We start from the raw sequence: 12,880 nt of genomic DNA, 5'->3' as shown, positions 1-12,880 counted from the left end.
ATCATGACCAGCAGCACCGAGGCGACTACCCGCGACTGGGAGGGCCTCACGATCCCGGCCCCCGGCACCTACGTTCTGGACGCCGCGCACAAGCGGGTCGGCTTCGTCGCGCGGCACATGATGGTCAGCAAGGTACGCGGCGAGTTCGCCGAGGCCACCGCCACCATCACCGTCACCGACGACCCGCTGCAGTCCGCGGTCACGGCCAGCATCCAGGCCGCCAGCATCAACACCGCGCAGGCGGACCGCGACGGGCACCTGCGCAGCCCGGAGTTCCTCGACGCCGAACAGTTCCCGACGCTGGAGTTCCGTAGCACCGGTGTGAAGTCCCGCGAGGGCAACGAGTTCGTGCTCGCCGGTGAGCTGACCGTCAAGGGCGTGACCCGCCCGGTGGACCTCGAGGTCGAGTTCGAGGGCGTCGGCCGCAGCCCGTTCGGGCAGGACATCTTCGGCTTCTCCGCGCACACCGAGATCGACCGGGAGGACTTCGGCCTGACCTGGAACGTCGCCCTGGAGACCGGTGGCGTCCTGGTCGGCCGCAAGGTCAAGATCGAGATCGAGGGCGAGGCCATCCGCCAGGGCTGAGCCGTCGCCAGGCCCACGGGCCCACACCGTCGAAACCGACGGCGTGGGCCCGTCCCGTATTCGGGGCCGTGCGGATTGTCACGTGATGTTCGCTGGTTACATGCGCTGCGCGAGGCGGTGGCGGGGTACAGGTGCAGACCTGCACCCGACCCGCGCTTCCACCAGGGCCGGAGGCACTTACGCAGATCACGTGGATGGTTCACAATGCGTTGCGGAACGCCAACGGTTCCGCCGCGCCGGCGCCGGGAGGACACATGGGCAGGGACGTCGAGCAGGGCGCCTTCTCCCGCGAGGATCGGGTCCGCTACCGGCAGAAGGTCCGACGGTGCCTGGACGTCTTCGCGTTGATGCTCGACGACTTCGGCTTCGACGCAGACCGGCCGATGACCGGGCTGGAGATCGAGCTGAACCTGGTCGACGCCGCCGCCGAGCCCGCCATGCGCAACGACCAGATCCTGGCCGACATCGCCGACCCGCTCTTCCAGACCGAACTGGGCCAGTTCAACCTCGAACTGAACGCGTCGCCCCGGCTGATCGAGGGCAGCGGGTTCACCGACTACGAACAGGACCTGCGCAGCAGCCTCAGCCGCGCCGACGAGCGGGCCGCCAAGTCCGACGCCACCATCGTGATGGTCGGCATCCTGCCCACCCTCACCGAGCGGCACCTGGTCGCCGACAACCTCTCCACGGACGAGCGCTACCGGGTGCTCAACGACCAGATCGTCGGTGCCCGGGGCGAGGACATCGAGCTGGACATCAACGGCGTCGAGCGGCTCCGTACGCACACCGACTCGATCGCGCCGGAGGCCGCCTGCACCAGCCTCCAGTTCCATCTCCAGGTCGCGCCGGACAGCTTCGCCGACCACTGGAACGCCTCCCAGGCGATCGCCGGCGTCCAGGTCGCCATCGGCGCCAACTCGCCGTTCCTCTACGGCCGGCAGCTCTGGGCGGAGACCCGGATCGCCCTGTTCGAGCAGGCCACCGACACCCGGCCGGACGAGTTGAAGGCCCAGGGCGTACGCCCGCGGGTCTGGTTCGGTGAGCGCTGGATCACCTCGATCTTCGACCTGTTCGAGGAGAACGTCCGCTACTTCCCGCCGCTGCTGCCGATCTGCGAGGAGGAGGACCCGGTCGAGGTGCTGCACGCCGGCGGGGTGCCCAAACTCGGTGAGCTGCGGCTGCACAACGGCACCGTCTACCGCTGGAACCGCCCGGTCTACGACATCATGAACGACCGCCCCCACCTCCGGGTGGAGAACCGGGTGCTGCCCGCCGGCCCGACCGTGGTGGACATGCTCGCCAACGCCGCGCTCTACTTCGGCCTCGCCCGTGGCCTCGCCGAGGCGGAACGTCCCATCTGGAGCCAGCTCACGTTCAGCTCGGCCGAGGAGAACTTCCACGCCGCCGCGCGGCGCGGCATCGACGCGGTGCTGCACTGGCCCCGGCTCGGCGACGTGCCGGTCACCACGCTCGTCCTCGACACGCTGCTGCCGGTGGCCGCGCAGGGGCTGGACGGGTTCGGCGTCGCCCCGGCCGAGCGCGACCGCCTTCTCGGCGTGATCGAGGGACGCTGTCGTACCGGCCGCAACGGCGCGGTCTGGCAGACCGAGACGGTGTGGGCGGCCGAGCGGCACCGTGGCATGGACCGGAAGGCCGCCCTGCACCACATGGTCCAGCGCTACGCCGAGTTGCAGCGCACCAACGAGCCCGTCCACACCTGGCCCGTCGACTGAGGTGTAAGGAGGGGCCCCCGCTTAACGTTTTCGGTAGAGGCGGGGCCCCCGCTTAACACCTGCCCACGGCAGTGCCGGCCTCAGCGGGTACGGCGGCGAGCCTTCGGTTCGGCGGCCGGCGACGGCGGTGTGACCGTGCCGTCCGGGGCCTCCGGTTCGTCGACCCCGGGCCGGTCGGTGGTGGTGATCCGCGGAGCGTCGTCGGGCTGCCGCTGCTGGGGTAGCGCCCGGCTCCGGCGAGCGCCGGTCGTCCGCGCGGGGCCACCCGACGGCCCGGCCGCTCCACCGCCCGCCGGTCCGCTGCGGCCCGCCCGCGCGTCCTGCTCCGCCGCCACGGCGTCGCGCCTTGAGGCCGCCGTCTCGCCGCCTGAACCGGCCCCCGCGTCGTGCCCCGACGCCGCCTCGCTGCCTGAACCGACTGTTGCCTCGCGACCTGAGGCCGCCGTCGTCTCGCGGCCCGCGCCGGTCACCGTCTCGCGGCCGGCGCCGGTCACCGTCTCGCGGCCGGCGCCGGTCACCGTCTCGCGGCCGGCGCCGGTCACCGTCTCGCGGCCGGCGCCGGTCACCGTCTCGCGGCCGGCGCCGGTCACCGTCTCGCGGGCTGAGCCCGGCGTCGTCTCCCGGGCGTGGCCGGTTGCCCGCGCCGGTCCGGCGGGCGGGCCTGACACCTCCGTCGACGTCCGTCCACCGTCCGGGCGGGTCCCGGCGGACGCGGCGACGTCGGTCGTTCCGGTCCCGTCGGACGCAGCGGACCCGTCGCCCGGCAGGTTCCGGAGTGCCGGCGCGGTGCGGGAGGCAGCGCGACGACGGAAGAACCGCCCCGCCGGCTTCACCCCGGCCGGCGATCCGTCGCCCACCTGCGGCTCGTCCACCACCGGCTGTCCGTCGTCCACCGGCTCCTTGCCGACCACCCGCTCCTCGCCGGTCGGCTCCGGCAGCCCTTCGGCGCGCTGGTCGGGCATGGTTGCCGCCGCGCGGTCCGCGGCCCGCCGGTCGGCCCGCTGGGCCAGCGCGGCCACCAGGACCGAGCCGCCCACGCCGGCGATCACAGCGTACGGGGCGATCAGGTGGGCCGACAGCTGCTCGGCGGCGATCCCGGCCAGCCGCGGCACGGCCAGCAGGTAGGCCAACGCGACCAGCAGCGGGCCGGCGGCACCGGAGGCGGTGGCGCCGACGCGTGCCTGGGGCGACCGGGTCGCGCGTCGGGCGGCCAGCACTCCGATCAGCAGGGCGGAGCCCAGCGAGAGCAGCGCCCCCGGCCAGTAGAAGTAGTCACGGATCCAGAATCCGGCGCGGTCCGCGCTGATCTGCCAGATGCCGAGCTGGGCGGTGGTCAGACCGCGGCCGGAGAGCACCCCGTCGACCACCGACACCACGGCGAGCAGCCAGAGCCAGCCGGTGGTGGCGAGCAGGTTGGTGGCGGCGGCGCGGGTGTGCAGCGCCCAGATGGCCAGCAGTACGCCGAGCACCAGCCCGGCGGTCGCGTACGCGGCGGCGACGGTCTGCGGCGTGGTGGTGTCCGGCACCCGTGCCGCTCGGGCCGGCACCGCCACCAGCAGCACGGTGACCAGCGCGCCGACACCGGCGGCGAGCGCGAGCCCGAGCCGGGGCAGCGCGCCCACCGGCTCGTCACCGCCGCGCAGGCGCTGGGCGCAGACCGCGCCGACGACGACCGAGGTCGCGGCGATCCAGGTGGCCCAGGCGAGGCTCGCCACCCACGCCGATTCGACCCGTACGGTGCCGGTGGGCGTCCAGTTGATGATGCCGAGCCCGTAGCCGAAGCCGAGCTGCGCGGCACCCGCGCCGGCAGCCACGCCGAGCGCGGCGGCGGTCGATCCTCCCCAGCCCCGTCTGGCCATGCGGGGCAGCGTAGCGTCCCGAGGTCGGCCCGGCGAGTCGTGGGAACCGCCGGCCGGGCGTGAGTGGCTTGGCGGCACCGGCTACGGTCGCCGATGACTGAGGCGGTGGACGCGATGACGGACGATCAGCAGCCGGTGCGCGAGGAGACCGGCCCGGGTCGGAGCCGACTCCTGGTCGGCGGCGGCCTGGCGGTGGCGCTGCTGGCGGTGATCGGCGGCAGCGTGGGTTGGGTGCTGGCCGGTGAGCCGGACCGACCGACCGCGTCGTCGGAGGCCGCGCCACCGCCGGCCGCCCCGTCGTCCCCGCCCACCGCGGTGACGCCCAGCGCCGACCGGCCCGGCGAGGACCGCCCGACCGGTACGCGGTCGACCACCCCGGCCGGGCTCACGGTGCCGGAGCTGGTGGGCACCGACTTCGAGCAGGCCCGACAGGAGTTGCGGGACCGCCGGCTCGGCTGGCGGCTGGTGTTCGGTAGCGGCTCGGGCCGGGACGTGGAACGGACGTCACCGCGGCCCGGCGCGCCGGTCAAACGCGGCGTCACCGTCACCGTCTGGGTCGCCGGGCCGGCGCCGGCCGTCACCGTGCCCGACCTGGGTGGCCGGTCCTGTTCCGACGCGGCCGACGCCCTGGTGGAGGCGGGGCTCTATCCCCGCTACCGCACTGGTCGCCAGGGGGCGGTCACCGCACAGGAACCGGTCGCCGGGGGCGCCGCCCGCTGGAACGACCAGGTCACGTTGACATGCGGCACCGCGCCCGCCGACCCGCCGACCGCCGTCGAGTCGCCGACCCCCTGACGGTACGGCCGACGGGCCGGGCCGGCGCGCTGATCCCGGCCGGCGTGGTCGTGGCCCGCTACCGTGGACGTTCGAGGGCCGTGTGCCCCGTCCCGGGTGGGGAAGGACGTGTGTCATGAGCGACGACCGTCGGGAGCCACCGGCCGGCGACGCGGACCCGACCGGGGCGCTGCCGCCGGATCGGAGTGCCGACCCCACCCGACCCACGTTGCCCGACCGTGCCGCCGACCCGGACGCCACCCGGGCCATGCCCGGCAACGTCGCCGCCGGCGGGGACGACGCGGATGTCACCCGGGCGATGCCGCGCGGCGCGGCCGGTGGCGAGGATGCGGACGCGACGAGGGCCATACCCCGTGACGCGGCCGGCGGCGGGGACGACGTGGATGTCACCCGGGCGATGCCGCGCGGCGCGGATGCGGACGCGACTCGGGCGATGCCCCGCGACGCGGACGTCACGAGGGCGATGCCGGGTGACCGTGGCGGGGACGCGACGCGGGTCCAGCCCGGCGGCGCGGGCGGCGACGCCACCCGGCCGCTGCCCGGTGGCCCCTCGCGGCCCCTCGACGCCACCAGCCGGCAGGAGCCGGTCGGCGGTGGGGCCTGGTCGGGGCGGGCCGGGGTGCCGCCGCCGCGACCGGCCGGCTACCCGGAGCCGGGTGCCGAGTGGTACGGCGACGAGCAGGCCGGCCGCCGCTGGTGGATGCCGATCCTGTTGGGCGTCCTCGCCCTGGTCCTGATCGGGCTGATCGCGCTCGGCGTCTGGCTGGCGCTGCGCGCCGCGGACCGCGACTCCGGGCCGGGCACGTCGCCGTCGGCGGCGCCGAGCGCCTCCGCGCCGACGAGCGCCGCGCCGACCAGCGCGTCGCCGAGCAGTTCGTCGCCGAGCACGCCGCCGACCACGACGGCGGCGGAGGTGCCGATGCCGCCGTTGGTGGGGCTGCCGGAGTCGGCCGCCCGGGCGGCACTGGACCGGCTCGGTATCGACTACCGGGTGCAGCGCCGGCCGTCGGACCGGCCGGCCGGCACCGTGATCGCCACGGATCCGGAGGCCGGTTACTCCGTGGGCGAGGGCGAGCGGGTCACCCTCGTGGTGGCCGAGCCGGCGGAGCCCACCACCGGGGCGCCGACGACGGCGCGGACCACCTCGGGCTCCACGCCGACCACCACCGCGACCCCCTGACGCCTCACCACTGCCGGCGTCGGGTGCCGACCAGGCCGAGCCCGGCGAGTGAGATGGCGAGTCCGAGCAGCCCGGTGTAGAACAGCGACCGGCCGGGTTCGACCGGGTCGCCGGCACGGTCGGCGAGCGAGCCCTCCCCGGCACCGACGCCCGCCGTACCGGAGGTGGGTGGTGCCTCGGCGGCGACGCCCCCGGGTTCGTCCGGCTCGGGCTCGGTGGCCGAGCCGGCCTCCCGCTCGGCCACGGTGATCTCCGGGGCGGGCACGGGTTCGGCCAGTTGCTGGGTGGCGGAGAAGGCCGGGTTGCGGACCACGAGCGCGAGCGCGGTGGCGACCCCGAGGAACACGAGGAGCCCGAGGGCGTAGCCGATGCGGGACCGACGGTGCCGCCGCGCGGCGGGCAGTTTGACCATGACCATCCCTGGTTCAGGGTCCGGGGCGCGCGGGGTGGAACGTGCCGGGGTGGGCGTACCGATTCTATGGCGACGGCACGCCCACCCGGCCGGGAATCGTGAGGTCAGCCCACCCGGACCGGAGTCCGTGCGATCGGTCGCCGGGCGGTGCGGACGGTGTGCTGCCGAGGGACCGGCGCGGCCTGGACCTGCCGCAGCCCCTCCTGCTGTACGAAGATCGACCGTCGGTTGACCGCGTCCCCCGCCGCGTTCAACTCGTAGCCGTCGAGCCAGAGCCAACCGTCGTAGGTCGGCCAGTCGAGTACCCGGATCACCCGGAACATGATCGGTCGGAAGAACTGGACACTCGCCGCGCGCGTCACGTGCAGTACGTCACCGGAGCGGGGAAGCACATGGGCTCCTGGGAAGGTTCGGCCGGCGGCGGGGCCGGCGAGACTGAACGGGGGTCGGGTGCGGTCCGGTGACGGGGGTTCTGCCTCGTGGACCGACGGTCGGTGGGTCGGTGCTGGTCGGGCCGTACCCGCGGTGGCGGACCGCCACCCGACCATCACCCGGCTGCTCCCGGTTACCGCTCCCGCCGCCGCAGCCGAGCCGGCATGCAGCGGCGGGGTCTTCATTCCGGTGCAGGTCTCACGGCGCGGGACGGCTCCCCTCCGGCCGTCCCGCGAACCGTGGTGTCACCACGCCCGGAGATCAACCGAAGACGGTGAGTAACCCGTGCCATACGGACAGAGTGCATCAGCGACGTGCGTCATGCAAGTTGCACGTCGACTTTTGCCGATAGGTGAGCGGGACACGTGAACGGGACGCTTGAAGCCTCAGGTGTCGGGGCGGCACACTGGACGCCGGTTTCGCCCGTCGCGGCCGGTCGACGACCGGCACCACCCCCGCCGCGAACGCTTGCCCGCCGGCCCCGCAGCCGCGTACCGAGGAGTGCTCGTGAGCGAACGGCGCAGCCCGACCATCCGCCGGCGCCGTCTCGGGGCCGAACTCCGCCGCCAACGGGAGGCAGCCGGCATCACCATAGAGGCGGTCGCCGAGCAGTTGGAGTGCTCGGCGTCGAAGGTCTCCCGCATCGAGACCGGGCACACCACCGCCACACCCCGCGACGTGCGGGACATGCTCCGGATCTACGGGGTGGTCGGGGCGGAGAGCGACGAGCTGGTGCAGATCGCCCGGGAGGCGCGGCAGAAGGGCTGGTGGCACCCCTACAGCACGGTGCTGGTCGGCGCGTACGTCGGGCTGGAGGCCGCCGCCAGCTCGATCCGGGCGTACGAACAGCAGGTCGTGCCGGGCCTGTTGGAGACCGAGGAGTACGCCGGGGCGATGATCCGCGCCGCCCGGCCGGACTTCACCGCCGATCAGATCGAACAACGGGTGCGTGTCCGACTGGGCCGTCAGTCGTTGTTGACGCAGGACGATCCGGTCGATCTGTGGGTGGTGCTCGATGAGGCGGTGCTGAGCCGGCCGGTTGGCGGCGACGCGGTCATGCGTGGTCAGCTCAAGCGGTTGGTGGAGGTGGCCGAACTGCCGAACGTGACGGTGCAGGTCCTGCCCTTCGAGGTGGGTGCGCACGCCGGCATGGACGGGACCTTCACGATTCTCAGCTTCCCCGAACCTAGTGATCCGGATGTCGTGTACGCGGAGAACGCCACGGGTGGGCTCTTCCTGGAGAAGAGCGACGAACTGCAGAAGTACAGCTTCATCTTCGATCACATTCGAGCAGCGGCCATACGACCGGAGGAGTCCGTCGCACACATCGCGAAACTGGCAGAGGAGCCGCTGTGGAAATGGCGACCAAGGAGTTCCCCGTGGACCTGACGCAGGCGACGTGGTTCAAGAGCTCGAAGAGCGGGCCGAACTGCGACAACTGCGTGGAGGTCGCTTACGTGACCGGGGCGGTCGGCGTCCGGGACTCGAAGGACAAGGCCGGCCCGGCCTTGGTCTTCGCCCCGGGTGACTGGCACGCCTTCGTCGCCGGCGCCAGGGGCGAGGCCTTCGGCCGGAGCTGATCGGCACCACCCGAGCATGGTCCCGCCCGGCAGCGTCGCCGGGCGGGACCGTTTCGTCCGCCCGCACCGCCGCAGGCCGTCACCCGTCGCCAGTTCCGCTCCGCCTCGTTGAACCGCACGGATCGGCAACCGAACGAGGCAGGCGAGACGGATGACGACGATCGGTTCAGAGAATCTCACCAACGGCCCGGGCAAGCCGGAGCGGTTCGGTGGCAAGTACCGCGGCGCGCGCCGGGACACCGTCCTGACCGAGGTGGTCTCCGGTGACGGCGAGGAACCCGCCGGCCGGGACGCGGGCGCGCCGGAGCAGGCCGCCCCGGCGCTGTCCCTGCCGTCGCTCGACCCGAACCCGCTCACCGAGCCGTCCTTCCCGCCCAGCGGGTGGCCGATGGAGCAGCAGGAGTCCCTGGTGGACCATCCGCTGCTGCGCGGCCTGCTGCTGGAGTTGCCCCCGAAGGGCAGCGTCCCCCCGCCCGGCTGGCTGGACCGGTGGTTCGAGGCGACCCGGGCGATCCTGGAGCTGCTATACGTGCAGGGCGCGAGCCGGACGCGCTGACACCGCGCCGGCCGGCGGCATCGCCCGCTCGGCGAGCCGGTTGTGCCGCAGCGCGTGGCGTACCCCGATCGCGGCGACGCCGAGCACCGCGACCGTGATCGCCGGCCCGGCCACGCCCGGCGCGGCGAACAGGTCGAGCCCGACGGCCGGGAGCATCGCCGCGAGCACCGCGAGCGTTGTCGCGTGCAGCGGCAGGGCGATCAGCGGGTGCGCGGCGGCCGCCCGCAGTCCGTGCGGCGCCGGGGTGCCCGGCGCGGTGGCGAAGGCGCCCGCGCCGGCCCGCAGCCGGCGGACCCGGCGTACGGTGCAGGCCGCGACGAGCGTGGCCGGGACCGCAGCGACGGCGAGCCCGGCGGCGGCCCGGTCCAGCGCCGTGTCGCCGGCGCTCTGCAGGCCCGCGCCCAGGGCCGCCGCGGTGAGCGCGAGGCCGGTCAGCACCAGGGCGGACAACCATCCGGTACGCCGGCGCAGCGCCCGGGCGCGGTCCAGCCCGGGCAGGCCCTCCGCCACGAGGGCGGCGGCCAGCCAGACGGCGGCGACGGGGAGCAGCACGGCGAGACGGTCATCCATGGGCCCAGCCTTGCCCAGTTCGCCGTCCACCGAATCCGGGACGCCACCCCGGTCGACCCGGAACGTTCTCCCGTAGGGGACGTCGGGTCAGACGTCGAACGTGGCCGGACGCTCGGTGGCCGGCGGCGGCGGGGTGGCCTTCCACATGCCGGTCTTCTGCGCCGCCAGCCGGGCGAGGTAGGCCGGGTTGAGGATGACGTACCGACGCCACAGCCGCTTCGGCTCCAGGCCGAGCCGCCAGAACCACTCGAGCCCGGCCCGCTGCATCCACGGTGGCGGATTGCGCAGCAGCCCGGCGTGGTAGTCGAACGCCGCCCCGACGGCCATCAGCGGCATGTCCAGCAGGGGCCGCATGGCGTACGCGAAGACCTCCTGCCGGGGGCAGCCCAGCCCGACCAGGACGAGGCGGGCGCCGCTGTCGCGGATCCGGTCGGCGATCTCGGCGTCCTCGCCGGGGGTGGCCGCCCGGAACTTGGACGGCTCGACCCCGGCGATCTTCAGGGCGGGGAACTTTCGCTCCAGCGCCGGGATCAGCCGGGCCAGGGTCTCCTCGGTGGAGCCGTAGAGATAGACCGGCAGGCCCTCGTCGGCGAACCGGGCCAGCACCCGCAGGGTCAGCTCCGGGCCGTAGACGCGGTCGGTGAGGCCGGCACCGTGCAGCAGGTTGAGCGCCCAGCGCACCGGCTGCCCGTCCGGGGTGACCACGTCGAACGAGTTGAGCCGGGCGTTGTGCGCCGGGTCGAGCACGCCGGTCATCACGCCGTGCACGGCCAGCGCGGTCAGCGCCAGCGGGCGGCGCTCGCGGGCGGCGTCGACCACCGCATCGGTGGCCCGGGCGTAGTCGGTGGCGTCGACCCCGACGCCGAGCACGTTGCGCTTGGTGTCGGCGGTCATGCCTTCGGCACCCACTTGTCGGCGTTCGCCTCGTGGATCTCACGGAGGATCATCGGCACGTCGTAGGTGATCTTCCAGGCCGGGTAGTGCTCCTCGAACCGGGCCATGCTGCTGACGTACCACTGGTGGTCGCCGGTGCGCGCCTGCTCGACGTAGTTGATCTGCGCCTCGCGGCCGGTGATCTCCTGGGCGATCCGGAACGCCTCGATGTGCGAGGTGTTCGAGTGCCGGCCGCCACCGAGGTTGTAGACCTGGGCGGAGCGCGGCTCGCGGAAGAACGCCTCGAACGCGGTGAGCACATCGTGGGAGTGGATCGCGTCCCGGACCATCTTCCCCTTGTAGCCGAAGAGGTTGTAGGTCCGGCCCTCCATCACGCACCGCATCAGGTACGCCAGGAAGCCGTGCAGCTCGGCCGCAGAGTGCGCCGGGCCGGTCAGCGTGCCGCCCCGGAAGCAGGCGGTCTTCATGTCGAAGTAGCGGCCGTACTCCTGGACCATCACGTCGGCGGCGACCTTCGAGGCGCCGAAGATCGAGTGCAGCGACTCGTCGATCGACATGTCCTCGGTGATGCCGCCGTACCAGTGGTGGTCCTCGGGCAGCTCGTAGCGGGTCTCCAGCTCGATCAGCGGCAGCGTGTTCGGCCGGTCGCCGTAGACCTTGTTGGTGGAACAGTGGATGAACGGCGCGTCGATCGCGTGCCGCCGGGTGTTCTCCAGCACGTTGAGCGTGCCACCGGCGTTGACGTCGAAGTCGGTGTAGGGCTCCTTGGCGGCCCAGTCGTGACTCGGCTGGGCGGCGCTGTGGATCACCACGGCGATGTCCCGCCCGTAGCGGGTGAACACCTTCTCCAGGCCGTCGCGGTCCCGGATGTCCACGGCGTGGTGGGTGTAGGCGGGCCCGAGGTCGGCGGCGAGCCGGTCCAGGCTCCAGGCGGTCGAGCCGTCCTCGCCGAAGAAGTACCGGCGCATGTCGTTGTCGATGCCGACCACGTCGAGACCGAGGCCGGCGAAGTGCCGGGCCGCCTCGGAGCCGATCAGACCGCCGGAACCGGTCACCAACGCGACACTCACACGCCACTCCTGGTCCATGGGAGGCAGGGAAACTCTCGGAGCATAGCGTGACGTCCGGTACGCCCCGATACGGCGCGAGGGCCCCGCAGCCTGCGGAGCCCTCGTTCTGGTGGGGATGGGGGGAGTTGAACCCCCACGTCCTTTCGGACACACGGACCTGAACCGTGCGCGTCTGCCATTCCGCCACATCCCCGTGGCAAGACCCGGAACACCATATCGCATCCCACGCCCGCCATCTGCGGCGGGTGTCGGGACATATTACGCTGTCCACTGGTCACGCCACGAACGATCACCGCTCGTGGCGGGCGAAACTGTAGCACGCTCGCGGGCCTGGTCACGAACGGGTCGACGGTAGCCGGCCGAGCGGCGTGTGAGCTGCGGAGGCGGTGTCCGGATACCATCATTGCCTCGGGACCCGAGGAGGAGCCGGTGAGCGTGCTGCAACGCTTCGAGAAGCGTCTGGAAGGCCTGGTCGAGGGGGCCTTCGCCAAGGTCTTCAAAGGGGTGGTCCACCCCGTGGAGATCCTCAACGCCATGCAGCGGGAGGCCGAGGCGCACAAGGCGATCCTGGCCGGTGGGCGCACGTTGGTGCCCAACCGCTACGTGATCGATCTCTCGCCCTACGACCACAGTCGGTTGGCGCCGTACGCCGCCGCGCTGGCCCAGGAACTGGCCCAGTCGCAGGCGGAGTTCATCGGCGAGCAGGCCTGGACGGTCTACGGCGACGTGATCGTCGAGGTCGAGCGTGGTGAGGGGCTGGACACCGGCATGTTCCGGGTGACCGCCGAGGTCTACACCGGCGGCGACGTCGCGCCGGTCTCCGCGCCCGGCGGCTACGACCAGGGCGGCGGCTACGACGCCGGCCCGGCCTACCCGTCCTACGACCAGGGCGGCGGCTACGGCCCCCCGCCCGGGCACGGCGGCGGCCGCAACGTGCGGCTGGTCTCCGGCGACGGCCGCACCTACCCGCTGCAGATGGGCTCGACGGTGATCGGCCGCGGTGACCAGGCCAACCTGCGCCTGCCCGACGTCGGGATCTCCCGGCGGCACGCCCGGCTCGACTTCGACGGCGGCCAGGTCGTGCTGACCGACCTCGGGTCCACCAACGGCACGATGGTCAACGGCCAGCGGGTCTCGGCGGTGGCCCTCAACCCCGGCGACATGATCCAGCTCGGCACCACGACGCTGACCTTCCGCGTGGACGGCTGATCCCC

13 protein-coding genes, 1 tRNA gene and 1 pseudogene are annotated in these 12,880 nt (G+C 73.3%); 8 read left to right on the top strand and 7 right to left on the bottom strand.

What is annotated here, in order from left to right; genetic code table 11:
- Positions 1–3: 3 nt before the first annotated feature.
- Positions 4–585: a YceI family protein gene (locus tag O7598_RS29605; RefSeq protein ID WP_269694463.1), complete on the top strand. Its 582-nt coding sequence runs from the start codon at positions 4–6 to the stop codon at positions 583–585.
- A gap of 254 nt (positions 586–839) precedes the next feature.
- Positions 840–2,318, top strand: a complete 1,479-nt coding sequence (locus O7598_RS29600; protein ID WP_269694462.1) for a glutamate--cysteine ligase — start codon at positions 840–842, stop codon at positions 2,316–2,318.
- Between the two features lie 596 nt (positions 2,319–2,914).
- On the opposite strand, the pseudogene O7598_RS29595 reads toward O7598_RS29600, so the two are convergent.
- Positions 2,915–4,177 (bottom strand): annotated as a pseudogene (locus O7598_RS29595) (hypothetical protein); the annotation flags it as partial.
- A 93-nt stretch (positions 4,178–4,270) separates the two neighbouring features.
- On the opposite strand from O7598_RS29595, the gene O7598_RS29590 reads away from it, so the two are divergent.
- Positions 4,271–4,972: a PASTA domain-containing protein gene (locus O7598_RS29590; RefSeq protein WP_269694461.1), complete on the top strand. Its 702-nt coding sequence runs from the start codon at positions 4,271–4,273 to the stop codon at positions 4,970–4,972.
- A gap of 115 nt (positions 4,973–5,087) precedes the next feature.
- Positions 5,088–6,152, top strand: coding sequence for a PASTA domain-containing protein (locus O7598_RS29585; protein WP_269694460.1), 1,065 nt, complete (start codon positions 5,088–5,090; stop codon positions 6,150–6,152).
- Between the two features lie 4 nt (positions 6,153–6,156).
- Here the strand turns inward: O7598_RS29585 and O7598_RS29580 are convergent, their stop codons facing one another.
- The gene (locus O7598_RS29580; protein WP_269694459.1) at positions 6,157–6,564 is read right to left on the bottom strand and encodes a hypothetical protein; all 408 of its coding nucleotides are present in this window, start codon (positions 6,562–6,564) and stop codon (positions 6,157–6,159) included.
- Positions 6,565–6,668: 104 nt separating this feature from the next.
- Positions 6,669–6,956 (bottom strand): hypothetical protein, encoded by a 288-nt coding sequence (locus tag O7598_RS29575; RefSeq protein ID WP_269694458.1) that lies wholly within the window; start codon positions 6,954–6,956, stop codon positions 6,669–6,671.
- A gap of 547 nt (positions 6,957–7,503) precedes the next feature.
- Between O7598_RS29575 and O7598_RS29570 the strand changes: the two genes are divergently transcribed.
- The 3 genes from O7598_RS29570 to O7598_RS29560 all read left to right on the top strand — a co-directional run bounded on the left by O7598_RS29570 (position 7,504) and on the right by O7598_RS29560 (position 9,132).
- Entirely contained in the window at positions 7,504–8,385 is an 882-nt protein-coding gene (locus tag O7598_RS29570) for a helix-turn-helix domain-containing protein (protein ID WP_091062407.1), read from the top strand.
- The gene (locus O7598_RS29565; protein WP_269694457.1) at positions 8,355–8,576 is read left to right on the top strand and encodes a DUF397 domain-containing protein; all 222 of its coding nucleotides are present in this window, start codon (positions 8,355–8,357) and stop codon (positions 8,574–8,576) included. The genes O7598_RS29570 and O7598_RS29565 overlap by 31 nt, the downstream gene beginning before the upstream one ends.
- A gap of 151 nt (positions 8,577–8,727) precedes the next feature.
- The gene (locus O7598_RS29560; RefSeq protein WP_269694456.1) at positions 8,728–9,132 is read left to right on the top strand and encodes a hypothetical protein; all 405 of its coding nucleotides are present in this window, start codon (positions 8,728–8,730) and stop codon (positions 9,130–9,132) included.
- On the opposite strand, the gene O7598_RS29555 is transcribed toward O7598_RS29560, so the two are convergent.
- From O7598_RS29555 to O7598_RS29540, 4 genes are all read right to left on the bottom strand, one after another.
- A complete protein-coding gene (locus O7598_RS29555) occupies positions 9,100–9,702 on the bottom strand; it encodes a hypothetical protein (RefSeq protein ID WP_269694455.1) in 603 nt (200 codons plus the stop codon). The two genes, O7598_RS29560 and O7598_RS29555, sit on opposite strands and share 33 nt — an antisense overlap.
- 87 nt (positions 9,703–9,789) lie before the next feature.
- The gene (locus tag O7598_RS29550) at positions 9,790–10,596 is read right to left on the bottom strand and encodes a WecB/TagA/CpsF family glycosyltransferase (RefSeq protein ID WP_269694454.1); all 807 of its coding nucleotides are present in this window, start codon (positions 10,594–10,596) and stop codon (positions 9,790–9,792) included.
- Positions 10,593–11,684, bottom strand: coding sequence for an NAD-dependent epimerase/dehydratase family protein (locus O7598_RS29545; RefSeq protein WP_269694453.1), 1,092 nt, complete (start codon positions 11,682–11,684; stop codon positions 10,593–10,595). The genes O7598_RS29550 and O7598_RS29545 overlap by 4 nt, the downstream gene beginning before the upstream one ends.
- Before the next feature lie 89 nt (positions 11,685–11,773).
- Positions 11,774–11,859: transfer RNA gene (locus tag O7598_RS29540), tRNA-Leu, on the bottom strand.
- A gap of 209 nt (positions 11,860–12,068) precedes the next feature.
- Here O7598_RS29540 and O7598_RS29535 point away from each other — a divergent pair.
- Entirely contained in the window at positions 12,069–12,875 is an 807-nt protein-coding gene (locus O7598_RS29535) for an FhaA domain-containing protein (RefSeq protein WP_091062017.1), read from the top strand.
- The last annotated feature ends 5 nt before the right edge of the window (positions 12,876–12,880 follow it).

This window comes from Micromonospora sp. WMMC241, from assembly GCF_027460165.1.
Classification (GTDB): Bacteria; Actinomycetota; Actinomycetes; order Mycobacteriales; family Micromonosporaceae; genus Micromonospora; species Micromonospora humi.
Note: the sequence above shows the minus strand (reverse complement) of the source record. Positions and strands in the feature narration are given on the sequence as shown.

Coding starts and splice junctions, on each gene's coding strand:
- O7598_RS29605 (WP_269694463.1), top strand. CDS start 4: ATGACCAGCAGCACCGAGGCGACTACCCGCGACTGGGAGGGCCTCACG.
- O7598_RS29600 (WP_269694462.1), top strand. CDS start 840: ATGGGCAGGGACGTCGAGCAGGGCGCCTTCTCCCGCGAGGATCGGGTC.
- O7598_RS29590 (WP_269694461.1), top strand. CDS start 4,271: ATGACTGAGGCGGTGGACGCGATGACGGACGATCAGCAGCCGGTGCGC.
- O7598_RS29585 (WP_269694460.1), top strand. CDS start 5,088: ATGAGCGACGACCGTCGGGAGCCACCGGCCGGCGACGCGGACCCGACC.
- O7598_RS29580 (WP_269694459.1), bottom strand. CDS start 6,564: ATGGTCAAACTGCCCGCCGCGCGGCGGCACCGTCGGTCCCGCATCGGC.
- O7598_RS29565 (WP_269694457.1), top strand. CDS start 8,355: ATGGCGACCAAGGAGTTCCCCGTGGACCTGACGCAGGCGACGTGGTTC.
- O7598_RS29560 (WP_269694456.1), top strand. CDS start 8,728: ATGACGACGATCGGTTCAGAGAATCTCACCAACGGCCCGGGCAAGCCG.
- O7598_RS29555 (WP_269694455.1), bottom strand. CDS start 9,702: ATGGATGACCGTCTCGCCGTGCTGCTCCCCGTCGCCGCCGTCTGGCTG.
- O7598_RS29550 (WP_269694454.1), bottom strand. CDS start 10,596: ATGACCGCCGACACCAAGCGCAACGTGCTCGGCGTCGGGGTCGACGCC.
- O7598_RS29545 (WP_269694453.1), bottom strand. CDS start 11,684: ATGGACCAGGAGTGGCGTGTGAGTGTCGCGTTGGTGACCGGTTCCGGC.